This window comes from Butyrivibrio sp. (assembly GCF_017635265.1).
Taxonomy (GTDB): Bacteria; Bacillota; Clostridia; order Lachnospirales; family Lachnospiraceae; genus Butyrivibrio.
Genome location: NZ_JAGBLU010000104.1, coordinates 44,929 through 68,835, shown reverse-complemented (window position 1 = coordinate 68,835; position 23,907 = coordinate 44,929). Strand labels below are relative to the sequence as shown.

General features: G+C 39.6%; 18 protein-coding genes. All 18 read right to left on the bottom strand.

Annotated elements, in window-relative coordinates; genetic code table 11:
- Nucleotides 1-47 precede the first annotated feature (47 nt).
- Nucleotides 48-1,163: a glycosyltransferase gene (locus J6O61_RS12555; protein WP_292213801.1), complete on the bottom strand. Its 1,116-nt coding sequence runs from the start codon at nucleotides 1,161-1,163 to the stop codon at nucleotides 48-50.
- A gap of 1 nt (nucleotide 1,164) precedes the next feature.
- Nucleotides 1,165-2,100 (bottom strand): methionyl-tRNA formyltransferase, encoded by a 936-nt coding sequence (locus J6O61_RS12550; RefSeq protein ID WP_292213798.1) that lies wholly within the window; start codon nucleotides 2,098-2,100, stop codon nucleotides 1,165-1,167.
- 287 nt (nucleotides 2,101-2,387) lie between these two features.
- Nucleotides 2,388-3,587 carry a glycosyltransferase gene (locus tag J6O61_RS12545; protein ID WP_292213796.1) on the bottom strand — a complete coding sequence of 400 codons (1,200 nt, stop codon included), beginning with the start codon at nucleotides 3,585-3,587 and terminating at the stop codon, nucleotides 2,388-2,390.
- Nucleotides 3,587-5,032, bottom strand: a complete 1,446-nt coding sequence (locus J6O61_RS12540) for a glycosyltransferase (RefSeq protein ID WP_292213794.1) — start codon at nucleotides 5,030-5,032, stop codon at nucleotides 3,587-3,589. The genes J6O61_RS12545 and J6O61_RS12540 overlap by 1 nt, the downstream gene beginning before the upstream one ends.
- A gap of 145 nt (nucleotides 5,033-5,177) precedes the next feature.
- Nucleotides 5,178-5,921, bottom strand: coding sequence for a DUF2334 domain-containing protein (locus tag J6O61_RS12535; protein WP_292213791.1), 744 nt, complete (start codon nucleotides 5,919-5,921; stop codon nucleotides 5,178-5,180).
- A 343-nt stretch (nucleotides 5,922-6,264) separates the two neighbouring features.
- Nucleotides 6,265-7,239, bottom strand: a complete 975-nt coding sequence (locus J6O61_RS12530; protein ID WP_292213789.1) for an SDR family oxidoreductase — start codon at nucleotides 7,237-7,239, stop codon at nucleotides 6,265-6,267.
- 205 nt (nucleotides 7,240-7,444) lie between these two features.
- Nucleotides 7,445-8,761 carry a nucleotide sugar dehydrogenase gene (locus J6O61_RS12525; protein ID WP_292213786.1) on the bottom strand — a complete coding sequence of 439 codons (1,317 nt, stop codon included), beginning with the start codon at nucleotides 8,759-8,761 and terminating at the stop codon, nucleotides 7,445-7,447.
- Between the two features lie 101 nt (nucleotides 8,762-8,862).
- Nucleotides 8,863-9,954, bottom strand: coding sequence for a glycosyltransferase family 4 protein (locus J6O61_RS12520; RefSeq protein WP_292213783.1), 1,092 nt, complete (start codon nucleotides 9,952-9,954; stop codon nucleotides 8,863-8,865).
- Between the two features lie 17 nt (nucleotides 9,955-9,971).
- On the bottom strand, nucleotides 9,972-10,961 hold the full coding sequence (locus tag J6O61_RS12515; RefSeq protein ID WP_022772694.1) for an ATP-grasp domain-containing protein: 990 nt from the start codon (nucleotides 10,959-10,961) through the stop codon (nucleotides 9,972-9,974).
- 3 nt (nucleotides 10,962-10,964) lie between these two features.
- Complete coding sequence (locus tag J6O61_RS12510; RefSeq protein ID WP_292213780.1) at nucleotides 10,965-11,912, bottom strand: 1-aminocyclopropane-1-carboxylate deaminase/D-cysteine desulfhydrase; 948 nt, start codon at nucleotides 11,910-11,912, stop codon at nucleotides 10,965-10,967.
- 8 nt (nucleotides 11,913-11,920) lie between these two features.
- On the bottom strand, nucleotides 11,921-12,535 hold the full coding sequence (locus J6O61_RS12505) for a sugar transferase (protein ID WP_022772691.1): 615 nt from the start codon (nucleotides 12,533-12,535) through the stop codon (nucleotides 11,921-11,923).
- 20 nt (nucleotides 12,536-12,555) lie between these two features.
- Nucleotides 12,556-13,827: a DegT/DnrJ/EryC1/StrS family aminotransferase gene (locus J6O61_RS12500; RefSeq protein WP_292213777.1), complete on the bottom strand. Its 1,272-nt coding sequence runs from the start codon at nucleotides 13,825-13,827 to the stop codon at nucleotides 12,556-12,558.
- Between the two features lie 70 nt (nucleotides 13,828-13,897).
- Nucleotides 13,898-15,835, bottom strand: coding sequence for a nucleoside-diphosphate sugar epimerase/dehydratase (locus J6O61_RS12495; RefSeq protein WP_292214078.1), 1,938 nt, complete (start codon nucleotides 15,833-15,835; stop codon nucleotides 13,898-13,900).
- A 1-nt stretch (nucleotide 15,836) separates the two neighbouring features.
- Nucleotides 15,837-18,461 carry an O-antigen ligase family protein gene (locus J6O61_RS12490; RefSeq protein WP_292213775.1) on the bottom strand — a complete coding sequence of 875 codons (2,625 nt, stop codon included), beginning with the start codon at nucleotides 18,459-18,461 and terminating at the stop codon, nucleotides 15,837-15,839.
- 249 nt (nucleotides 18,462-18,710) lie between these two features.
- On the bottom strand, nucleotides 18,711-20,324 hold the full coding sequence (locus tag J6O61_RS12485; protein WP_292213772.1) for a DUF6020 family protein: 1,614 nt from the start codon (nucleotides 20,322-20,324) through the stop codon (nucleotides 18,711-18,713).
- 145 nt (nucleotides 20,325-20,469) lie between these two features.
- Entirely contained in the window at nucleotides 20,470-21,414 is a 945-nt protein-coding gene (locus tag J6O61_RS12480) for a glycosyltransferase family 2 protein (RefSeq protein ID WP_292213770.1), read from the bottom strand.
- Between the two features lie 84 nt (nucleotides 21,415-21,498).
- The gene (locus tag J6O61_RS12475) at nucleotides 21,499-22,017 is read right to left on the bottom strand and encodes a GNAT family N-acetyltransferase (RefSeq protein ID WP_292213767.1); all 519 of its coding nucleotides are present in this window, start codon (nucleotides 22,015-22,017) and stop codon (nucleotides 21,499-21,501) included.
- 112 nt (nucleotides 22,018-22,129) lie between these two features.
- The gene (locus tag J6O61_RS12470) at nucleotides 22,130-23,893 is read right to left on the bottom strand and encodes a hypothetical protein (protein WP_292213764.1); all 1,764 of its coding nucleotides are present in this window, start codon (nucleotides 23,891-23,893) and stop codon (nucleotides 22,130-22,132) included.
- Between the last annotated feature and the right edge of the window lie 14 nt (nucleotides 23,894-23,907).

Here is a 23,907-nt window from a genome sequence, read left to right as displayed (position 1 = left end):
TCTGACTACATTATTCATGCTGGATTCACATCGAATGTGTATGAATATTACATATTTTTCTTTTTATTGCTTATAACCTCTTCGAGATAATCTCTCCACTGAACAAATACCGCGTCGCCGTTTGCTATTTCCTCAATTTTCGCAGCTTCTTTTCCAAGGCGTTCTGCAAGCTCCCTGTCTTCGATAAGTTTGCAGATACCCTCTGCCATCTTATCTTCATCCTTTATAGGAACTAAAAGACCATTTTCTCCATCTCTCATGACAGTTCTCGGACCACCGCATGGACAGTCTGTAGCAACAATGGGCATTCCCATTGCCATAGCCTCAAGGAGAGAATTGGGCATTCCTTCCCAGTCCGATGAAAAAGCATAAACAGCACCCTTGGGAATCTGCTTTTCAAGTTCATCACTTCCGCCCATGAGAAGTATATAGTCTTCTGCATGGTTATCAGCAATTATCTTATCCAGAATCTCTTTTGTTCCGTCAAAAGAATCCGGTCCATAAATCTTAAGCACATAATCAGGGTGTTTTTCGTGAACCTTGATAAAAGCTCTGCAAAGCATCGGCTGATTTTTGAAGTCCACAAGCCTTGCATGGTGTACCACCGCCTTTTCCCTTTCAGTCACCTTGGGAAGTCCAAAGTACTTGGGATTAACAGGGTTTAAGATAATTCTGGAATTGTCCTGAAGATATGGCTTAAAGAACTCCTTTTGACCTGTAGTCTGGAAAACGCATCCTGCAGCTTTTGGAAAAAGCCACTTTATCTGCACTTTGTCCGAAAAAGCGTCGTAGTGCCCAACCGGGTCTGTCCTTATGGATATAACTACCGGAACATCACTGTTTCCTGCCGCCATAAGTGCTCTGTAATTGGCTCTCTGGGCAAATGCTATAAGAACATCCGGATGATATTTTTTTACGAATTCTTTAAGATATTTTATCCTTAAAAAGAACTTGGTAATTCTGTTTTTCTTTTCATCGCCCTCACGAAGTCCCACATGAACACGGGTAACTCTCTCATCAAGGGCAAATTCATTTTCATCAACCCATTCAGTAGCAACGTATACCTTGTAGCCTTCACTTGCAAATTGATTGGCAAGGTTAGAAACTACTCTTTCTGCGCCTCCCTGAACGAGGCAGTTTAAATGAAATGCAATTGTCTTCATATTACTTAAGTACCATTCCTGTGGATAATTCCACATTACTATCAAATCTGTCTATTCTGATGGAACCGTCAACAGTTCTTACTATCGGTTTCCCATCAAACATGTCCACGATTTCTCCCGGACCGAAGGCAGAAAAATCTATCATCTCGTCAAAAGGATGAGCCTCCCAGACTGTTACCTTGTGATCATCATCCTCTTTATCTGCATAACAAAATGCTCCCGGAAAAGGAGCTGCCACTCCGCGGATAAGGTTGTAGATGTTTCTTGTTCTTTCGTGAAAATCTATCTTACCGTCTGCCGCTGTACGTTTATTGTACCATGAATCAAAATCCTTAGAATCTGTGCGGATTTCAATGGTACCTTTCTCCAAATATGTTTTAACCAGTTTTCTGATGAGGTTCTTGGAGCAGATCATGTTTTTATATTGAGCTGTCCTGATATCATCATGTTCATTTATCTGGAACATCTCTGTAGCAAATACATTAGGTGAATCTGCGTGCTCATCATATCTGAAGAGATTAAGATTAAATCTCGTATCTCCAAGGATCATTGACCAGTTAAGGGGACTTCTTCCTCTTCCAAAGGGAAGATATCCACAGTTGCCATGGAATCCGAATATTCCGCTGTTGAAGGCATCTAAAACTTCTTTTGGAATAAGTCTCTGCCATCCCATAACAATACCAAGGTCAAATGTATTTCCTGAAATGAATTTTCGAGTCTTATCATCATTTAAAAAGTAACTGTCTGCTTCAAATACAGGGATTCCGTATTTCTCTGTAAGAAAGCCAAGTCCCTTAAATCCTGAGACCTGATTCTTCTCTGTGACCTTAGGTGCAATGGTAATAACAAGGTCAACAGGACAAAGCTCTCTTTGTATAAAATCTATAATATTCTCTGACGTATCTTTTACGCCAAAAACCACAACTTTGTAGTGCATTTGGTAGTGGCTCCTTTCGTGGGTTTTAGCACAACTTGGGGATATATGGGGGTGTCGTGTTCGTGTGAGTATGTTTTTGCGGACGCTTTCGCTCCGTGAAAAACGCAGCGGTACTAAGGTGCCTAAAAACGCCACCTAAGTACCGGCGTTTTTCAAGGCCGCAAAAGCCATACTCGCACTCACACTCCACCACCATATATCTCCCAAGTTGAATCTACGTTCCTTCAAAAATGTACCCGCCTCAGCACATTTCTGGGGAGTACTATATGTGCAGCAGGAAGGTTACATTACTCATACAGTCTAAATATATCATGAATGCTGTCACGGTATTTCTCAGGAGTGTAGTTAAGTGCTCGCTCGAAAGCTCGCTCTGAATACTGTCTCATAAGCTCTTCATCGTCTAATAGATCGCAGATCTTATCAGCTAGTATCCGCTCTCTATCAGTAATAGTCTCTGGGTTCATATCTACTTTTTCACCCATATCAGGTATTAGTATACCATATTTGCCGTTTATAGGTTTCTTTATGCTGTCACCGCTTGGAATCTCGGTAATAAGACTGTTATACTGTTCATCATCAAGAACTATCTCACGGGGACCGGTTTTGCAGTCCGCTGAAATCAGTGGCTTTTTAAGAGCCATAGCTTCAAGAACAGCATTAGGAAAGCCTTCATGGTTGGAGCTGCAGACATAAATGTCTGATTTTGCCACATATGGAAATGGATTTTTTCTGTTGCCGGGGAGATATATTTTGTCTGATAGTCCCATCTTCCCTGCCATCTCTTTATATTCGTCCCAATTTCCCGCTCCAAGCACAACGAGCCTTGCTTCAGGATGCTTTTTTTCAACAATGGAAAAAGCTTTTACAAGATGCCATATACCCTTTATATAGTCGTTTCTGCCCATGCAGGCTATTACTTTGGTATCTTTATCAAAGGGAAAATCTGTTATCTCTTCTTTTCCTTTTTTCTGAATATCTTCCGTATCAAGCGGATTGTAAATATAGGTGCTTCTGTCGTAGTTAAAATCTTTTTTTAGCTGCCTTACGATTTCTTTTGAACAGGACAGAACCTGATCCGATTTTTGACAAAAAAGATTAACCTGACCATGATTTTCCATATCAGTCTGACAGCGCAGGCCGGTCAAAATTTTTTCTTTTCCCCTTGAAAGAACATTGACATAGTTGGAGGAACTGCCAAAACTGTAGGCAATATCTATATTTAATTCTTTTTTTATCTTCTTAACTTTTTGAACGCGCTTTAGCACATTTATAATCTTATTGATTTTCCCCTTTTTGGCAGGGACATCAATGTCAATCACATCAAGACCGGTTATATCAAAATTAATGTCTTTTGAGCTGAAAATGAGAATATGAACATTGTAAAAATCCTGCATTAGTCTGGCAGTTGTAACGCACACTCTCTCAAAACCGCCCTGATGAAGCATGGGAACCATAAGAAGGAGGTTCTTTTTGTTGTTATCCTGCATTAAAAATGTCCTCTCTCATAAAAATAAGTCATCATCTTGGCCTGATTCTTCACATCAAAGCCTTCGTGACGAAGTTTGTTTAAGACATAATCCGAAGATTTATTTCTATCGCCCAAAGAAAACTCTTCATTGCGGCGATTATAAGTCTTTTTTTCTGACGGAACGTTAAGCTGTTCAAAGCCGGTGTTCTTGTCAAGCACATCAAAATCCGGCGTATCATCAGTTTCAAACACGCTTTCTCTGCGCTCTCCTGCGATTGCTGTAAATGTCTGATTCAATTTAATCTCTTCCATGAGCAGATCACTTTGGCTATTCTCTCTAAGCAGCAGATCATCAAGTATTTTTCTTGCCCAGTCTATTGGATCTGAGGTTATGCTCATCATGGAAACCAGCTCCGTCACATTAACTTCAGGTGTCACAGCATCTGACACAAGGCACTGAAGACCTGCAGCCTGAGCCTCTATTACGCTCCCCGGAAGTCCCTCATATCTTGATGGAAAGCAAAAATAATCCATTGCCTGATAATATTCACTGGCATTGGATTTATTTCCCGCAAAGATACATCTGTCATAGACATGAAGCTTTTCAGCCTTGTTCTTCATTTCATCCATGAGAGGTCCCGTACCGAGCATAAGAAGTCTTATTCTCATTCCATGAAGCATGCTGTACTGATTGTTATCATCATTGTCAAGAAGTCTGACAAGCTTAGCAAAAACATCCAGGAGGTATTCATGATTTTTGGCATACCTAAAGCTCCCTACATGCCCTATGACTAAAGCATTAGAAACTCCAAGCTCCTGTCTTATCCTGTCTCTTGTCTGTTCATTGTACGCAAAATGCTTAAGGTCAATGGCATTAGGGATGATCCGAACATTGCCGGCATCTACCATGTTCTGCCCAAAAACTGAAATTCCGGCCTCCCTTGAACATGCAAAGCTATAATCAGCTATTCCTTCTCTGTGAAGCGGCTTTCGCAAAAATCTCGTAGCAAGACCTTTTACTCCCTGATCAACTCCTGCGCTTCTGGCATGAGCTATACAGATCGGCACACCTGCCTTTTTGGCAATAGGAAGGTAAATTGAGGCAGTACTTGTCATATGTCCCTGTATAACTTTCCATTCACCCGGATGCTGTTTAAAAAACTCTTTAATAGCCTTTTTATATTCAACAAGATTGGTTCCGACAAATTTAGGAAGGCAAAAAATTCTGCCTCCCAGTTTTTTTACGCTAGAATCAAAATAGTCCGGCTCTCGAACTGCCATGAGTTCATCAGAAGTCGGACTCTTTTTACCTGTTTTTTCCGGAGAATAGTGTACAAGAAAATCAAATTGAATCTTGTCTCTATCCATGTTGCGATATAAATCAATAATACGGCATTCTGCGCCGCCTACTCCAAGTCCCCCAAGAACATGAAGCACTCTTATCTGTCCATATCCTTCTTCCATATCGGCTCCTGTGCGGATATATGATTGTATGAAACATTCCGGGTTTGCTCCGTTCCAATCTGGCGGCACATAAGCTTCTCAAAAAGTGCCAACCACAAAATGAAACCGCGAAATTGCATCACACATATTCCAATTTCTATTCTCTTTAATTACTGTAATTCATAGTTCTAACTGCAATATATTTCACTTTTGCAATGAGATACTCACATATGTTTTCTGCTACATTCCGACTTCTTACATTATACTTTGAAAATTCGGAATAGGAAACCACATTTGCTTTGTCAAAAAGTTTCTCAAAATTTTCAAAATCCTTGTCATCCATTACATTGGGATGATACACAAAGGTTGTGATTCCATCTCTTTTAGAAGCTATACTCCTTGATTTACGAAGAGATATTGGATAAAAAATAAGACCGCTTCTTTTATAAGGCGCATTGCCAAAACCATCTGTCAATCCGGTAAACCCATTAGCTTTTAATGCCTTAAGAGTTATTTTGTCATAGGAATGGGAAGGAGCCATAAATATTTCTGTAGTTATATTATGGCTTTCAAGTATTTTTTTTCCACTCTCTATCATTTTAAACTGAGTCTTATAATCATATCCTGCAAACTCTGATTTTTTATTAAGCGGAAACAAACCACCTTTACAAGTAGTATAAAGATGATTACATCCATGCATAGCAATTACCCAGCCATCATTCTGAAGTCTTTTAACGTACTCCCAGAAATCCTCCGGTTCATCAGAAATCTTAAGTTTGCTGTCCTTATTCTCAGGAATTACTCCGATAATCGGCTTCACTCCATGTTTATCCAAGATAGTCTTGAATCTGCCAAACTTTCTCCAATCTATCTCCGGGGCTATATCGTCAATTCGGATCGTTATTTTCATATAAAACCTTTTCTATGTAAAGATACAGGCTATGATGATATACTCATGACTCCGCTTTGCTCTCATCATGCTACAAACATTAATAAAACGATGCACTCATCATATTTGTGCATCTTGTTTCTCATATTTGCTTTATCTTCAAGGTCAGGCATATTATCATGCAAGCATGAAATATGCTTGACTTTGAATCTCTATACATTCTTGAATCAACAATTCAAGAATGCATCAACCAAGCCAATTTGAATCGACTTCGTCGATGAGGCTTGGTTGACTCTTTACTCATATTCTCACGAAATCCGCAGTATATGCGGATTTCTGAAATTTAGTTCAAGAAATCATATCATCATAAATTTTCTTTGTACCAGTCGATTGCAAGCTTAATTCCGGCCTGGAAGTCATAGGAAGGATCATATCCAAGATTCTTTCTGGCCTTTGAAATATCGGCGTTGGAATCCCTAATATCACCTGCACGTGGTGGTCCGTAAATTGGCTCAACGTCCATACCAAGTGCCTCTGTAAGATGATGATACACATCAATAAGGAATTCTCTTCCACCTGCACCAATGTTGTAAGCTTCACCGGCTGCATCTGAAGAAGCAAGGCATGCACGAAGGTTACCTTCAATGACATTATCCACATATGTAAAGTCACGAGACTGCTTACCATCACCGTTGATTGTCGGTGTCTCGCCATTCATAAGCTGACGAAGAAACTTAGGGATAACAGCCGCATAAGCGCCATTAGGATCCTGTCTTCTGCCAAATACATTAAAATAACGAAGTCCGTATGTATCGAGATTATAAAGCTTTTTGTAGAGCTTGCCATATTCTTCGTCAGTCTTTTTTGTAAGAGCATAAGGAGAAAGAACATTGCCTTCCTGTCCTTCCTTTTTAGGAAGAGTCGTGGAATCACCATATACAGATGAGCTTGAAGCATAGACAAACTTCTTAACACCGTTCTGTCTTGATGCTTCCATCATATTAAGTGTTCCTCTGATATTGATTTCTTCATAAAGAAGTGGCATTTCGATACTTCTGGGAACCGATCCCCATGCAGCTTCATTGAGGACGTAATCTACTCCCTTTGTAGCTTCCATACATGCATCAAGATCTCTTATATCTTTTTCGATGAATGTAAATTGGGGGTTCTCCATGAAAGGCTGTATGTTCTCAATATGTCCTGTAGAGAGGTTATCCATACATCTGACTGTGTAGCCCATATTAAGAAGGGCTTCGCAAATATTTGAACCGATGAATCCTGCTCCACCTGTAACGAGGAAAACTGATCCCTCCGGAAATTTTAATTCTTTATAACTCATTATAAAAAACTCCTTATTATCTATTACTTCACCTATAGTCCTGCGATAAACTATGATATACGGATTGCTCCGTTCCACTCTCGCAATCCTTCAAACATTCGGAAATCGCACTTTGTGCTTTTTTCCTCATGTTTGTTCGGTCTTCAAGGTTTCAAATATATGCATGTAAACATGCATATTTGAAACTTTGAATCCCTATATCATATTACAGCCTCCAATAGTCAAACTCCGGTGCTTTGTAATCGTTCATATCATAAATGCCCTTGAGATCCATGAATACCTTTGTGCTGTGTGAAGGATTAAAGAATCCTGCAATATCGGAAGGCTTGTAGCTCTCAAACTCTTTGTGTGCAACAGCAACAATAACTGCATCCATATCCTTAACTGCATCAAGTGAATCAAATTCTATTCCGTAAAGTCTCTTGGCTTCGTCTGAATCTGCTTCAGGATCTACTACAACCGGTGTAATACCATACTCTAAAAGTTCGTTGTAGATATCGATTACCTTTGTATTTCTGGTATCAGGACAGTTCTCTTTGAATGTGAATCCAAGAATTGCAACCTTAGCGTTCTTAACAGCGATATCATTGGCAATAAGTCTCTTAACGGCTGATTCAGCAATATACTTGCCCATGTCATCATTGATACGTCTTCCGGAAAGAATGATCTGTGAATGGTAACCAAGCTCCTCTGCCTTGTATGTAAGGTAGTATGGGTCAACACCGATACAGTGACCACCCACAAGACCCGGTCTGAAATTCAGGAAGTTCCACTTTGTTCCTGCTGCCTCTAAAACACTCTTTGTATCAATATCCATTTTATGGAAGATCATTGAAAGCTCGTTCATGAAAGCGATGTTGATATCACGCTGTGAGTTCTCGATGACCTTTGCAGCCTCTGCAACCTTGATTGACTGAGCCTTATATACGCCTGCAAGTGCCACAAGGCTATATACATTGGCAACCTCTTCAAGTGTCTCTTCATCCATACCTGAAACAATCTTGGTAATAGTATCAAGTCTGTGTACCTTGTCACCGGGATTGATACGCTCCGGAGAATAGCCAACCTTGAAATCAACTCCGCACTTAAGTCCTGACTCTTTTTCAAGAATAGGAACGCAGATGTCCTCTGTTACTCCAGGATATACAGTTGACTCGTAAACTACGATTGAACCCTTTGTGAGGTACTTACCAAGTGTGCGGCTGGCTCCCTCTACAGGTGAAAGGTCAGGTGTATGATCATCGTTAACAGGTGTTGGAACTGCAACAACGTGGAATTTACACTCCTTAAGTTTCTCAGGATCTGCAGTAAACTCTACAGAAGTCTCTTTAATAGCTGCATCTCCAACTTCTCTTGTTGGGTCAATTCCCTTTTTATAAAGATCAACCTTAGCAGCGTTGAAATCATATCCTACTACCTTGATTTTTTTGGCATAGGCAACTGCTATAGGCATTCCTACATATCCCAGTCCTACAAGTGATAACTTTTCCTCTCCAGAAAGGAGCTTCTCATATAAGCTCATGGTGTATCCTCCACACTAAAAAATATTTCAATTTAAATTTAATCTCAATAACATACATAGGTATTATACTACGGCTGTCAAATATGGCAAAAGGTCCCTTATCAAGCGGTAATCTCATTTATGTACGTTTTAATGATTTTTTTCCTGTCAAAATTATTTTCAACCCAGCTGCGACCATTTCGTCCCATTTCTTTTCTGGAACAGGCATCCAGCTGCATAAATCTATCGATCGCATCTGCAAGAGCCTCTTTGTTTCTGGGCTCCACCAAAAATCCTGATCTGTCTTTATCAACGATTTCCTTGCATCCATTTATATCCGAGGCAATAACCGGCCTTCCTGTGGCTGCTGCTTCCATCAGAACATTTGACATGCCCTCATGGTAAGAAGGGTGAACTACTGCGTCCGCTTCTTTAATATAAGGATGAATATCCTTTTGATATGGTATCATCTTAAGGATTCCTTTTTTCTCAGCTTCTTTTACCTGGTCTTCAAATTCATCCTCAAAGTAACCGATAGCAGAAAAAGAAACTTTATCTCCATATTTCTCATGGATTTTTTTCGCTGCATACAGATACTCTTCCGAGCCCTTTTCCTTCATAATCCTTCCAATATAAAGAAATCTTGTAACGTCATCGCTGTGGCCGGGGTATTCTTCAAATTTATGTTTATCAAGATTAACGCCTGAGCCATTTACAGTCACATGCTTTTTGGCATGTATGCCACAGTCTTCAAATATCTGCCTGTTGTTCTGATTCTGAAAAAAAAGGCATTTGCACCCCTTTAAGGAAGTCTTGTACATGGCGATTATCATTTTGAGCAAAATTCCGCCGCGCTCAAATGTGCTTCCAAGACCTGTTATAGTCGAAAAATATGGAATTCTTGCAAGTCTGCAGGCAAATCCGCCGTAAATATTGGGTTTTATTGTATAGGTCAAAACCACATCCGGGCGCTCGCTTTTTAAAAGCTTTCTATAAGCGCCAAAAAGAGCCAAGTCCTGTACAGGATTGACTCCGCGTCTGTTGATGTCAGTATGAACTACTCTGCAGCCTTCTGCAGTCAGCTCTTTTACCTTAAGATCATCAGGCAGGCTGATAACTATTTCATATCCTTCATACATAAGTCCCAGAAGAAGTTCATTTCTGAAATCATAGAGACCGCTTGATGAGTTTGCTAGTATTAACGCCTTTGGCATAATGTCACCTTTATGATTTATTTTGCTAATTTGTCCTCAGGAAGGATGCAGAGCTCGTTGTACTTCATCATGTACACGCCTTCCTGGTAATCACCGATGTTAACGGGATTTTCTTTACCCTTTAAGTTGTTGATGATGCATCTTGGGAAATTGACTCCACATGCATAGGCATGTGGGTATCCACCGCCAAAACGAGGATTTACTTCTGACAAATACCAGACATCTGTTGCATTGTCATAGAAAAGGTCGATGTCGATCATTCCTCTGTATCCAACAGTCTCAACAAAAGAAACTATCTGCTTAAAGAGCCTCTCATCCTTTACAGAAACTGATTTATCAGTTTCTCCGGCTCTCATCTTGATCTTTTCCTTGAGGAAAATATCTGTGCACTTGCCGGAAATAAGGTCAATGTATACATCAGCGCCGTACTCCTGGCCCCTCATGTACTCCTGAATGATAAGGTCATCAAAGTCGTGGAAAAGAGCTACAAGCATCTCTTTGGATTCTACGGCATTGATATTTATTGAAGCGCTACCGTTTCTGGGCTTTACAAAAACAGGGAAGTCTACTTCGCCAGCTGCCTTCGCTGTCTCAAAATCCTCTATTGAGAGATAACACTTTGCTGTAGGAATCCCCAGCTTAACAAGCATCTCGTACATGCGATATTTATCAAGGCTCGTCTCACAAAGCTCATATGAAGATACAATAGGTGTAATGCCTGCTTCAGTAAATCTGTCTGCGTTTTCTGCTATAAGAGAAAGCTCAGGATCTATAAGACTAAACACCCCATCTATGTTATTTCTTTTGCAGATTCCAAGAATCTCATCAATATAGAAGGGATCCTTGATTCTTGGAACAAGGATTGCTTCATCTGCTTCATATATAGCAGGGCCAAGGTTTGAACAGTCTGTTGCAAAGACCTTACCATTGTTGGCAAGCTCCTTTTTGAAAGCCTGTACTACCTTATTTCTGGTGCCTGCACTTAAAACAAGAATATTGGTACTCATGCTCTACCTCCGTATTTTATCAAGATCATCAAAAAACAACGGTGTTCCGCCTGTATGTATAAACAGGATATTTTTATCTGCTATATCATGATGCCTGATGTATTTTTCCATTCCAAGGAATGCTTTGCCTGTATATGTGCTATCAAGCGGCATTCCATACATAACAAGTGATTTTTGAATCACATCCTGGATCTCAGCATTTCCTTCTCCGTATCCGTCACCTGTATAATCATCCAAGAAAATGGTCTTATCCTGAATGTCCTGTTCAGTAATTTCTTTTCCAAGGTATGTGCCTGGTTCTTCTTTAAGAAATTCCCTAATACTGTCAATTACAACGTCTCTTCCGCGAGGATTCTTTCTGGCTATACTAATGCCTATGATCTTTTTGTCGTCCTCATTTTTGAGCTGTCCGCATACAAGGCCGGCATGTGTGGTGCCTGTGCCCGAAGCAAAAAAGATATAGTCAAAAGAAATACCATTTGCACGCTCAAACTCTTTTATTTCCTGATAACATTTTACATACGCGTAAGTGCCGATATTGCCGTGGCCTCCGCCCATAATAAAATATGGCTTATGGCCTGCAGCCTTTAACTCATCGAGTTTGTCATCAATTGTCCCGCTGACCTTATCAACCGGAACTGTTATTATCTCCGCACCAAACAGCTCCATCATTCGGCTGTTGTAAGTCACATCACTGACCTCGGAAGGTCCGATGATAACACACTTCTTTCCTCGCTCTGCGGCCATATTTGCCACAACTCTGCAGTGGTTCGAATGACTGCTTCCATAAGTTACTACATAGTCATAGTCGCCCTTATCTATATCCTGAAAAAAGTCAATGGCCTTCCTCGCCTTATTTCCACCAAAAGAATAAGGGATCATGTCTTCTCTTTTGACATACAGAGAAGGAAACTCAGCACTATTAAGTTTATAGGTCGGTGTCATATCCATGTTTTGACTCACTCTTTTATCTGCTGCTTTCTGTAATCATCAAAATCAGGAAGCGCATTAAGAACTACTCCGTCATGAGACAGAACTGTTTTCACTGTATCGATGATAACCTTGATATCTGTGGCAAATGAAAGATGCTCCACATAGTAGATATCGTATTCAAATTTCTTTTCCCAAGATATCGCGTTTCTGCCATGAGCCTGTGCATAACCTGTAAGTCCCGGTCTTACACTGTGTCTGAGTCTTTCTCTCTCGTTATAGTAAGGCAGATACTTAACCAGCAGTGGTCTTGGGCCTATAAAACTCATATCTCCCTTTAAGATATTAAAAAACTCAGGAAGCTCATCCAGGCTTGTTTTCCTAAGGAAGGTTCCAAACTTGGTGATTCTCTGCTCATCAGGAAGAAGGTTACCCTCTGAGTCTTTTTTATCTGTCATAGTCCTGAACTTATACATATTGAAGATCTTTTCATCCTTACCTGGACGGGCCTGTTTAAAAAGGACCGGACTTCCAAGGTTAACCCTTACAAGTACTGCCAAAATAAGGTATAACCAGCAAAAAAGCACCAGTATCAGAAGTGAAAGCAGGATATCAAGTAATCTTTTTATACAATTTTTGTACATAAAATACCTCGGCAAGTGCTCTACACAAAACATCTCTTAACAACTTCGATGATCACATCCTGCTGCTCAGGAGTCATCTTGTTGTCGCTTGGAAGGCAAAGTCCTCTGTCAAAGATGTCGCTTCCAACATCCTCAAAGCCTGTCTCCTTGATGTAGGCATTGCTTCTTGCTCTGCCGTTTCCTGTGGCTGTCACAAAGCCATTCATACGATAAATTGGCTGCATATGCATTGGTTTCCAGATAGGACGGCCTTCAGCATTAATAGCAGCAATTTTCTCAAGTATCTCTGTCGGGCAGCTTTTTCCGGGCTCTGAAATGTAGAGAGCTTCCTTCTCACCGCGTACGTGCCTGCACATTGCATCTTTATCTATAAGAATGCAGGAAAGCCAGTAATTTGGCTCACTGTTTTTCTCATCAAACGGATTCATTGTAACAGGAAGATCCTTAAAACCTTCTTTATAACGCTCATATATCGCCTTTTTCTGAGCGATATGTTCCTCAAGATATGGAATCTGACCTCTTACAACACCTGCTATAACGTTGCTCATGCGATAGTTAAAGCCAAGTTCCTCATGCTGATACCAAGGTGCATCTTCTCTGGACTGTGTTGACCACTTACGAACTTTGTGGGCGTCCTCTACACTATTTGTAACAAACATTCCACCTGATGAACCTGTGATGATCTTGTTTCCGTTAAAAGAAATCACGCTGTAATCACCAAAGAGTCCTGTCTGTTTTCCTTTATATGTAGCGCCAAGGGATTCTGCTGCATCTTCAACAATAAGAGCTCCGTGTTTGTCGCATACTTCTTTGATTTCATCAATTTTACCCGGTGTTCCATAAAGGTGAGCAATTACTACAAGCCTAACATCAGGATAAATCTCAAAAGCCTTCTCCAAAGCCTTGGGATCCATGTTCCAGGTGTCTCTTTCAGTATCAATATATACTGCTTCTCCGCCTTCGTATGCCACAGGATTAACTGTTGCATCAAAAGTCATGTCTGAACAAAAAACTTTTTTACCTTCAAGACTTCCATGTCCCACCTTGGGCTGACCGTACAATCTCTCTCCTGCAAGTTTGATTGCAAGATGAAGTGCTGCTGTTCCACATGATAAAGCAACTGCATCCTTACAGCCGATTTTTTCTGCCATAAGGCGTTCTATCTCGTTAATATTTGCTCCAACCGTAGACATCCAGTTTGTTTCATAGGCTTCCTGCATGTATTTAAGCTCATCACCATGCATGGTTGGAGAAGAAAGATAAACTTTTTTCTCAAATCTTTTTATTTCCATGATGCCTCCATTACTCTTATCCGCTACACAAGATTCAATAAAATCTCATCAGGTACATCGGCAAGTGTTTTTACTCTTCATTAATCTTTTCTGCTGCCTTTTTCAGAGCTTCCATATGCTCGGCAGACTTATCTTCCTCATTGTCTGTAGGATGATATGTCGTAACAATTTCCCGAACCAGCATCTTAATATCAGGAGCTTCTGCCCTTGCAGCTTTATGAAGTCTTTCGAGCTCTGAAAAGAACTTCATCTCATCAAGCTCGATTGGCTTTCCTATATGAATCATCTTGTTTGCTGTATCCTGAAGCCCTTCCTCATCCATGAGCATTTCCTCATAGAGTTTTTCTCCGGGACGAAGTCCTGTAAATTCAATCTTAATATCCTCTCCGACCTTAAAACCGGAAAGTTTAATAAGATTTTCTGCAAGATCCAGTATTCTTACAGGTTCACCCATATCAAGGACAAAAATCTCTCCGCCTTTTGCAAATGCTCCGGCCTGAAGCACAAGTGAAACCGCTTCAGAAATTGTCATAAAGTATCTGATAATGTTAGGGTCTGTTACTGTAACAGGTCCTCCTGCCATGATCTGTTTTTTAAACAGAGGAATAACTGAACCGTTTGATCCGAGTACATTGCCAAATCTGACTGCAACAAACTCTGTATCATAGTGCTTGTTGAAAGTCTGAACAATCATCTCGCAGATTCTTTTGCTGGCACCCATAACATTTGTCGGGTTTACAGCCTTATCCGTAGAAATGAGAACAAACTTCCTGGTTCCGTTCATGGCTGCTGCCATAGCAGTCTTCCAGGTTCCGAATACGTTGTTCTTGATAGCTTCTCCCGGGCTGTCTTCCATGAGCGGTACATGCTTATGGGCAGCCGCGTGATAAACGATGTCCGGCTTGTATGTTTCAAAGATTGTATTTATCCTAAGCGTATTTCTGACAGACGCTATAAGAACCACCAGATCAAGATCCTGATATTTTGTCTTAAGCTCCTGCTGAATGTCATAGGCGTTGTTCTCGTAAATATCTACAATAATAAGTCTCTTTGGTGAGTGCTGGGCGATCTGTCTGCAAAGCTCAGAGCCAATGGAACCGCCACCACCTGTGACCATGACAGTCTTGCCGCTTACATAGCCTGCAATGGAATCAAGGTCAACTGCGATCGGGTCTCTTCCAAGAAGGTCCTCTACTTCTACATCACGAAGTCTTGATACATTAACTTCGCCATTGACAAGCTGGTACATTCCCGGAAGGGACCTCAACTTACAGTCGGTGTTCTTACAGATATCAAGAATTTTCCTGAGTTCCTGCCTCGAAATTGAAGGCATGGCGACAATAATCTCATCAATATCGTAAAGATCCGCGCACTCAACAATTCTCTCGCGACCGCCCACAACTCTGATTCCCTGAATATATTTTCCCCACTTTTCAGTATCATCATCAATAATGCACTTGATGGACATGGTGGAGAAATTACTTGTAATAATATCCTTAATGATTATATTAGCAGCTTCACCTGCTCCAATAATCATTACAGCCTTGGAATTATGCTTGTTTTCTGCCCTGTGCTTCTGTGTCCTAAGAAATCTATAGGAGAATCTGCTGGCAAAGATCAGTGTTATCAAAAGAAATGTATACAGGAAATAGTAGCTCTGTGGCACAGGCTGATCCTCAGATTTAAAAAACTGAAGGCCAATGGCATTAAGCACGCCTGAAAGCACGCAGCCCATGACAAGATTTTGAAGCTCTCTTTCTCCCGCATATGCCCATAAACTGTCATAGAGCTTAAACAGATAAAACACTAAAAGTGTCATCAGTATATTAATTGGCAAAAAAGTTGTTACGGGATTAAGGAAATGTTCAGGAATAGTACCAATCCTGAACTCATATCTTATAAGGATTGCCACGTAACTTGCCACAATAACGCTGATGATATCGTATATTATCAGACCTGTTCTTCTATATAGTTTTTGATAATTAAATGGTTCTTTTTCCTTGCGCATATCATCTTGCCCTTTTGCCAAATAATAATGGTGCTATAGCAAACATCAGTGCCAGTGTCATTGGATTACTGAACATAAATACCCATTCGCTTATGCCTGCAACAGCGAATCCAAGTATAACCGCAAATGGCACCAGCGCCAACGGTTCATTTTTCTCTTTCTTGTAAAAAGAAAGTCCGCCGGCTATTCCGCATACCATAAATGCTATAAACAAAATCCCCACTATAATTCCGTGGTCATATGCCACCTGTATATATGTGTTGTGAGCATGAACAGCTATTTCTCCATTAGGAAGTTCAGCTCCCATCTCATCATGCCCTGTCAGATTCAGTTCTTTTAAATAGGACTTGAATATAGTTATTCGTCCATTTGAAAGCACATCAATGATATTTGAAGAATCAACATATTCATTGACCTCTTCTGTAAACATCAATAGTGCCAGCTCTGCTCTTGTTATTGCAGCTGATGCCAAAAGCTCATTCTTGTCAGGATCCGTTACAAATCCATATTTTTGCTGTTGCTCATCACTTCCTTCATATTCATTGCCATAATAATCAAGGTAAGGATCTCCGGTCACCGGATCATAGTTATATATGTCTGTCGGATAATCGTAATCTCCGACTGAAAGTCCCAAAATCTTGCCGGCAAAGAGGTTTGCGAATCTCTCAACACACATAAAATTGGGGTTGCCCCATGCAGCACCGCCTCTTATGAATTCATCTGTGTCATCAATTGCGTACACAACAGGTCTTGCAACAATAGTAGGGATAATTCTCTGTAACGTAAATGCACCGGGGAAGCATACAATTACACTAATTATCATAACAAGCAGCATTCTAAAAAATTCACCCTTGTATCTCATTGCAGTAACTATAAGTACAAGCAAAATACATACGCCCATAGCAAGATATGCTGTTCTTGATACGGTGAATATTGCATAAGATGCAATCCATCCAAAAAGTACAATTTCTTTCCACGCATTCTTTATAACCTGTTTTATTCCGGTTCTGTCAGGAATTGCCACAAGCTTAGCTGTTAAAAGAACTGCTGCCACAGCCCCCATAAATGTGAAGTACTCTGCTGTCACAGTAACCGTGTGGAAAAGAAATCCGAATCGTCCGCTTACGTATCCTGAAAAGTAACGATGAAGAAGGCTAAATACAAGAGATATAGCAAAGTTCATCATTAGTCCACCTGAAACTATCTTGATAAAATCCTTTTTATAATTGCAGACAGACAATCTTACGTAAAGACATGTAAAAGTGGCTGCAAGCGCAACTCCCCACCATCTCGTATTTCTCATAACTACAATTGAAGCAAGGAATATTAAAACCAACACTCCATACGGTGAGATCACATAATCCGATATCTTTTGCTCAGCATTTGAGGATACTTTTCTCTTAATGAATCCGATCAGAAGTCCTGTTAAATTAAGGGCAAGTACTCCTCCGAGAATCACTATGATAATTCCGTATTTAAGGATCATGTTGTGCAAATCATATTCTTTTTCAGTATCAGCAAGAGCATGAGCATAATAATAATTCACACCATAAACAGTTGAGCAGACTATCCACACCAGATTGAATATATTAAACAGCTCTTTATAGCTTAGAGTTAGAATCATGAAAACAAGAAGCCATATGAGCATTCTTCTCTCTGAAATTGTGTGATAAATATCAAACAGGTCATTCATGTAATCGCAGGCGTACCATATAGCCATAGCCATGGAAAACATCATCAGCACATAGACCACTTTATTCCTGACATCAATTTCATCCCAAAACGATACGCCGACCTGATTCTTTACCGCTTTGTGATTAACTGCATAAAATGCTATTCCGGCACTGATAATCAGTCCGACTTCATAAAAAATAATATCAACAGCTCTCATGTCAAAGATTTTCAATGGAAATACCATGATCATAAGTACACCAAAGAATATTGCAATCAAAGGATTGAGTGCCACTTTAAGAGTCTGTCTGATCGTAACAAGAGCGTTTTTCTCAGATCTGTTCCTGTAATAAAATCCAATAATAAGACACAAAACTATTGCTACTGCAACAATACCGGCCATAAGCTCAAGGGAAAATGCCTTGGATATTGGCATTCTGTATTTGTATATTGCTGCGAGGTGACGGGCAGGAACTTCTTCACCATTTCTGTACAATCCCCCTGTATAGGCTGAGGAATCGGAAACACTTTCATAAGCCACGTTATATCTGGATCTGCAACCGGTAAGATATAGATAATACTCTTCTCCCACCTCTACATCATACTCAATAGGGATTGTCACGTAACCGGGAAGCTCAAATTCAGCAGTATCAACGTAGACATAAAAGAGCTCACCGTAATATTTATCCATTAGTATTGCACTTAAATATCTGCCTTTTTCAACATCTGTAACATAAACATCTATAGAACTTAATCTGTCATACTGAGTTACAAATTTCTGAGAAACAGAATATTCAGTGTTTACAAATTCTTTCTCATCAAGAAGCTGTCCACCGGCAGAAAAGCTCTCTACCTTGGTCCAGATTCTGAATGGAAATATGCTGAGCACAGCTATAAGAGCAAGTAGTAGTACTACCGCTCTGCATGCAGTTTTTTTATCTATAACTTTTCTCATTTTTTTGCCTTTTCTCACCAAAAACTATCACTCAATAATACCATACAGGCCATAGCTTATCAAATCTGTGGCTGCGCGGGCGAATGTGGCTACGCAGACGTGTGACAACGTGTATGTGCATTTTTGCTGACGTTTCCACTTCATGAAAAACGTAACGGTACTAAGTCGTCATAAAACGCCGACTAAGTACCGACGTTTTTCAAAACAGCAAAACTACACATGCACTCTTGTCACACTGTATTTTACAAATCATATTTTTGTGCTCCCAGTCACTAACAATAGTGGCAATGCAAGCCATAAAATCACAACGTATCGAACTAAATATGTCGGCCCCAGGATTACTGTAAGCCATACGAGTAATATGAGCAAAAACGGAAATATGTTCTTATAATCCCTTTTATATAGTCTATACGCAAGAATGTATAAATATATAATTATTAACAATCCTGGCGAAAAAATAAGTGCAAGAATCGGAAAATCATTATGAAATGGGCCTATTGATATATATCTGTAGAAACTATCTATAGCAGGTATAAAGCTATGTCTTTCCCCAGGGAGTTCTACTTCATAACCAAAATAAGAGCTTTCGTCATAAGTGAAGGTGTAGACAGTGGTTCCCTTGTATACATTTATGTTTGCAGGAGGATACCAGTATCCGTATGAAGTAAGAAGCCAGGCATTTACATAGGTCATGGGGTGACTCTTAAAAAGTTTAAACCATAATTTCCAGAAGTCTGTCTTGTTCTGTTCGTAGAGTTCATTGTTAAAGCCAACCTTCACAAGGTCTGAGACTCTTGGAGTATATTTGTTTAAGTTTTCTTCAGGAATGTAGGCCTTTAAAGTATTTATATCTTCAAGGCTGAGACTATCTTTGTCATAGGTATATACCCTTGCCATCTGCATAATAGGCACGGTAAGCATTTCCTGATGATGAGGAGTGCTACTTGCAAGAGCCAATGAAAGGGTTGTTGTTATAAGAAGATATAAGATAACAGGCGCTATTAACATTGATATAAGAACTTTTGAAAGTTTTTTTATGAAGAATATAAGCGTAAAGGGAATAAATACAAGATATGCATAAAATCCATTGTGTCTAAAGCATGGCATAAGGCACGCAACAACTATAAACGCAATTACCTTGCATCTACTTGCTAAATAACCTTTGGGATTATTGATAAGTTGTATCAAAAGAGCTGTTAAAAGAAGGAGCAGAGAAGAAAACAGTCCATCTTTACTAGAACAGAGGGTATACATTACAATTGTTGGAAATACGCCATAGTAGATTGTCCAGATGATTCTGCTTTTTTTCCCTATTCCTCTTTTTTGCATGTAGGTAATAACGTAGGCAAAAATACAGGTTATCACCAGCATCTGCAGAAATATATAAGAAAATATTCCCAGATTCCATGAGCCTGTGATTTTGTGGAAAAGAGCTATTGTACCCCCAAGAAGCAGTACGTGAAGAAGTGGATGATGAGTTGTGAAAGTCCTTGTAAGAACTTCATTTAGCTCTTCCTGAGCATCATAGACAAAAAAGCCGGGATATTCGGCTAAAAGTACCACTAGTCCTAAAGCCGCAAGGATTCCCCATTTTGATAAGTGCTCCCTGGTAAATAATATTTTTTTATCTGAAGTATCTTCCGGTGATGCAGTTACAAGTGTAAATAATCCAAAGAGCTTTTTCCCGAGATGCGCCTGTTCATAATTTCTCCAGACATATCTGGTATCTATAGTAATAACGATCATAAGGCCGAGCATGGCATACATGGCGTTTTTATCTGAAAGATCAACTTTGTCCAGCATTTCAAGCTGGTATCCGATCACCAGAAAAAAGCCTGTAAATATGCCAAATAAGCCTGACACCAGCCAGACTCTTATTTGATCTTTATTTATTCTTAAGTTCCCCCTTTTTTCCTCTGAATACACTTTTTTGCCCCAAATTAATAATAATTACTGAATCAGACTGTAGCGAAATAACCTGAATAGTTTAATTTCCGAAAGATTATACTCAGTCTTCCTTATCTGCCGTGGTTTCTCTTATTACATATTGCGGATTTTTGTTCTGTGAAATATAAACTCTTCCCAAATACTCTCCCACCATTCCCAGCATAAGCATGAGCATTCCTCCAATAAACATAATGGCACTCATCATTGCTGAAAATCCAACCGGAACATTAGGATTTACAAATTTCTTGATAACAGTATATATCCCATATAAAAATCCGAAAAAAGCAAATATACTGCCTGATAATGTAGCTATTCTAAGCGGTTTTATGCTAAATGCAGTAAAGCCGTTTATCCACAATCCAAGAAGCTTTGCGAATGTATATCCACTGGCTCCTACTTCTCTTTTCCTGTGATTAACATCCACGTTAACTATATTCTTGGTACTTCTAAGCACCAGGCCTATAACGTATGGATATGAGCTGTCGTACTTAACCATTTCATCAACAACAAATCTTCTCACGCCAAAATAGCTTGAAACAAACAGTTCCTTGGGTTTTCCAAGCATAACACTTGCCATCCATTCATTCATTGCTGTTCCAAAATTCCTGAAAAGATTGTGCTGCTTGTGGCCATATCTGGCATATACCGCATCTGCGTCACCTTCAAGAGCATTAATGAGCTTATTTACCTCGTTGGCAGGTGTCTGCCCGTCATCATCAAGACAGATAACATAATCTCCTTTGGCATTCTTCAGTCCTGCCATTAAGGCAGCATGCTGACCGAAGTTTTTGGCAAAGTTTATTCCAAGAATTTTTTTATCATCTCTTTTGCCTGCTATTTCCTGAATCTTGCCCCAGGTATTATCAGGAGAGCCATCATTAACAAGGACAATCTCATAATTGTAATTTAGTCCTGCCATTGTTTCATCTATTTCATTTATTACCGATTCAAGAGTCTGTTCCGATCTGTAGCAGGGGATTACAAAACTCACAAGCTTATTTTTCATAACTTTTTTCACCTCTGTCAGTGACACGTTTCTGGCTTTCTAAATTGAGTCTGATATGTATTTGATAGCTTAACAAGATACGCTTCATACTGTGTCAAGCTCCATAAGTATCATATCACTTTTCTCCCCGTCGCTACATTCTACCATGGGGAGGTCGCTTATCTTAACAAAGCCGGCATTCTTATAGCTTTTAATAGCCGCTTCATTGTACGTAAATACTCTTAAGATAAGCTTTTTTAATCCTAATGTATCTCTAGCATAATCCGTAGCCAGGATTGCTGTCTCATTGCCATAGCCTTTGCCAATGCAATCATCTTCACCAATAAATATACCATATTCAGCACTGTGAGCCACATTGTCAATATCCCTAAAGTACACGCTTCCCACAGGACGATTATTTTTTTCCATCTCACAGATTATGAGCTGAACAACTTCTCCCGTCTCGACCTTTGTTTTAATCCAGTTCTCGTGGATTTCATTTGTAAATTTCTCCCTGTAAACGAAGTTTCTGCGAACTCGCGGGTTATTTCTCCATTTCACAATCAAATCCGTATCATCTTTTGTCATTAATCTAAGAGATATCTTTTTGCCAACTATTGTCATATTTATACCTTACTTATAGCACATGAAAAATTTTGCTGAAAATATAATTTAGTGATGAATTTCTGATAATATCGATACTCATGTATTCTTAAATTAAAAATTTAAGAATACATCAACCATCTGACTTAACTGAATAAACTGCAAAAGCTTCAGCCACGGTATCCACCTGTGTAATATCAACATCGAGGCCTTTCTCATTGTAATAGTCAGAAAGCCACTGTATGTCCTCTGATTTATTTTGAACCACATAAACGTTATCAAGCAGAATTGCATCCTGCATGGATTCAAAGCCATAAGCCTTAAATTTCTTAATCGTCAAGGGACTTTTTGAAGCCCATCCACCCATGAGGTCATGGTTTCCATAGGAGTTATCCACATTTTTGAACATTTTTTCAGAGAAAAAAGTCTCTCCCTCCACCATATCTTCACCGCAGGACACTCCGGTATAAACATCTATAAAGTAAAAATTGTTCTTATTATCTGCAAAATACTCATACAATGCATCATAGTGATGTCGCATTTTAGCTCTTGATTCCATTTCAGCTTTGACAATATGAACCTGATTTGGAACAGAAGAAAGAGAAACCAGCGCTATAGCTGTCAGTACAGCCATCGCTACTTTGAAGCTCTTTTTTGCTCTTATAATAAGCATACCAAGAAGGACTGAAATCTCCATGAGATAAAGTGGATGCGTAATTCGTATGGGATCCCTTCCTCTTACGATTATATAAAGCCACAGTGTAGTTCTACACGCAAACAAAAGCGCCAAAAGTGCTACAACAAGAAAAAAGTTCCTTTTATCTCTCTTTTCCTTTGGGAAAAGATACATGAGTAACACGCCAACATACAAAACCATAGATACAATGTTCCACGGAAAATCAGTCATCGGATACTCAAAGCTCTTTTGGTATGTTACCTGTCTTAATCTGTACAGATACTTGCCTGTAGCAATGCGAAGCTGCGCAAGAAGCGGTATTTCATCATTTTTTAACGCATCTGCATAATCTGCTACCGCCCAAAGTGTATCGGCGTTTATCTCATCATCTATACCAAAATTGTAGTTGACAAGAAGTTTTTGTTCACTTTCGGAAAGCCCAATGCTTTCATAGAACTCCTTATTCTCATTGTATTCCGGAATATATTGGAAATCATAGAGCTCTGTTCTGGCATTAAACAAGTCATCAAAGATTTTCCACTCATCTGATGAATAAGCAACTTTGTGCATAATCTGGCTTATCAGAATGATAACTGCAATTGCCGCCAAAAGCTTACAGTAATTTGCAAATTCTTTTTTAGTAAGAACCCATTTTATCAATATTCCCATAAGGACAACAGGAAGTGTCAAAAGAAGCATCTCGGATCTTAAAAGATAAGCTATTGCAATCAGTACCGCTGCCCAATAGAGCTTTTTGTCTTTTTCCCGATGAGCGAAGATTAAAATAACAGACGTTGCCGATAAAAATCCACATGTAAAGGTGTATTGTACAAATAAAAAATGTGCTCCTACAACTCCAAGCATAAAAAGCAGAATTGAAGTTGCTGGAATAAGCCATAATCTGTTTTCTTTCAAGCTTTCCAAAACCACATATGTGATAACAAATACGCAAAGAGCCTGCAAAAAACATAAAAAGATGCCGTACCAGTCAAGAGCCCCACTAATCCTGTAGAGGACAGAAATAAAGGCACTGATCGGGTACAGCATCTGTATATTGTGTCCCTCCGGAACGCCTGTATAGGCGCCGGAGAGTAAATCTTTCATAAGAACATCATCATTCAGATCAAAATAATAGTCTCCACAAAGAGCGCTAAATAGCATAACAAGTGCAGCTACTGCAGCTGCCCCGATAATATTTAAGCTTTTTCTGGTTTCCTCCATAGTTTTGCTCCAAA

Coding starts and splice junctions, on each gene's coding strand:
- J6O61_RS12555 (WP_292213801.1), bottom strand. CDS start 1,163: ATGAAGACAATTGCATTTCATTTAAACTGCCTCGTTCAGGGAGGCGCA.
- J6O61_RS12550 (WP_292213798.1), bottom strand. CDS start 2,100: ATGCACTACAAAGTTGTGGTTTTTGGCGTAAAAGATACGTCAGAGAAT.
- J6O61_RS12545 (WP_292213796.1), bottom strand. CDS start 3,587: ATGCAGGATAACAACAAAAAGAACCTCCTTCTTATGGTTCCCATGCTT.
- J6O61_RS12540 (WP_292213794.1), bottom strand. CDS start 5,032: ATGGAAGAAGGATATGGACAGATAAGAGTGCTTCATGTTCTTGGGGGA.
- J6O61_RS12535 (WP_292213791.1), bottom strand. CDS start 5,921: ATGAAAATAACGATCCGAATTGACGATATAGCCCCGGAGATAGATTGG.
- J6O61_RS12530 (WP_292213789.1), bottom strand. CDS start 7,239: ATGAGTTATAAAGAATTAAAATTTCCGGAGGGATCAGTTTTCCTCGTT.
- J6O61_RS12525 (WP_292213786.1), bottom strand. CDS start 8,761: ATGAGCTTATATGAGAAGCTCCTTTCTGGAGAGGAAAAGTTATCACTT.
- J6O61_RS12520 (WP_292213783.1), bottom strand. CDS start 9,954: ATGCCAAAGGCGTTAATACTAGCAAACTCATCAAGCGGTCTCTATGAT.
- J6O61_RS12515 (WP_022772694.1), bottom strand. CDS start 10,961: ATGAGTACCAATATTCTTGTTTTAAGTGCAGGCACCAGAAATAAGGTA.
- J6O61_RS12510 (WP_292213780.1), bottom strand. CDS start 11,912: ATGGATATGACACCGACCTATAAACTTAATAGTGCTGAGTTTCCTTCT.
- J6O61_RS12505 (WP_022772691.1), bottom strand. CDS start 12,535: ATGTACAAAAATTGTATAAAAAGATTACTTGATATCCTGCTTTCACTT.
- J6O61_RS12500 (WP_292213777.1), bottom strand. CDS start 13,827: ATGGAAATAAAAAGATTTGAGAAAAAAGTTTATCTTTCTTCTCCAACC.
- J6O61_RS12495 (WP_292214078.1), bottom strand. CDS start 15,835: ATGCGCAAGGAAAAAGAACCATTTAATTATCAAAAACTATATAGAAGA.
- J6O61_RS12490 (WP_292213775.1), bottom strand. CDS start 18,461: ATGAGAAAAGTTATAGATAAAAAAACTGCATGCAGAGCGGTAGTACTA.
- J6O61_RS12480 (WP_292213770.1), bottom strand. CDS start 21,414: ATGAAAAATAAGCTTGTGAGTTTTGTAATCCCCTGCTACAGATCGGAA.
- J6O61_RS12475 (WP_292213767.1), bottom strand. CDS start 22,017: ATGACAATAGTTGGCAAAAAGATATCTCTTAGATTAATGACAAAAGAT.
- J6O61_RS12470 (WP_292213764.1), bottom strand. CDS start 23,893: ATGGAGGAAACCAGAAAAAGCTTAAATATTATCGGGGCAGCTGCAGTA.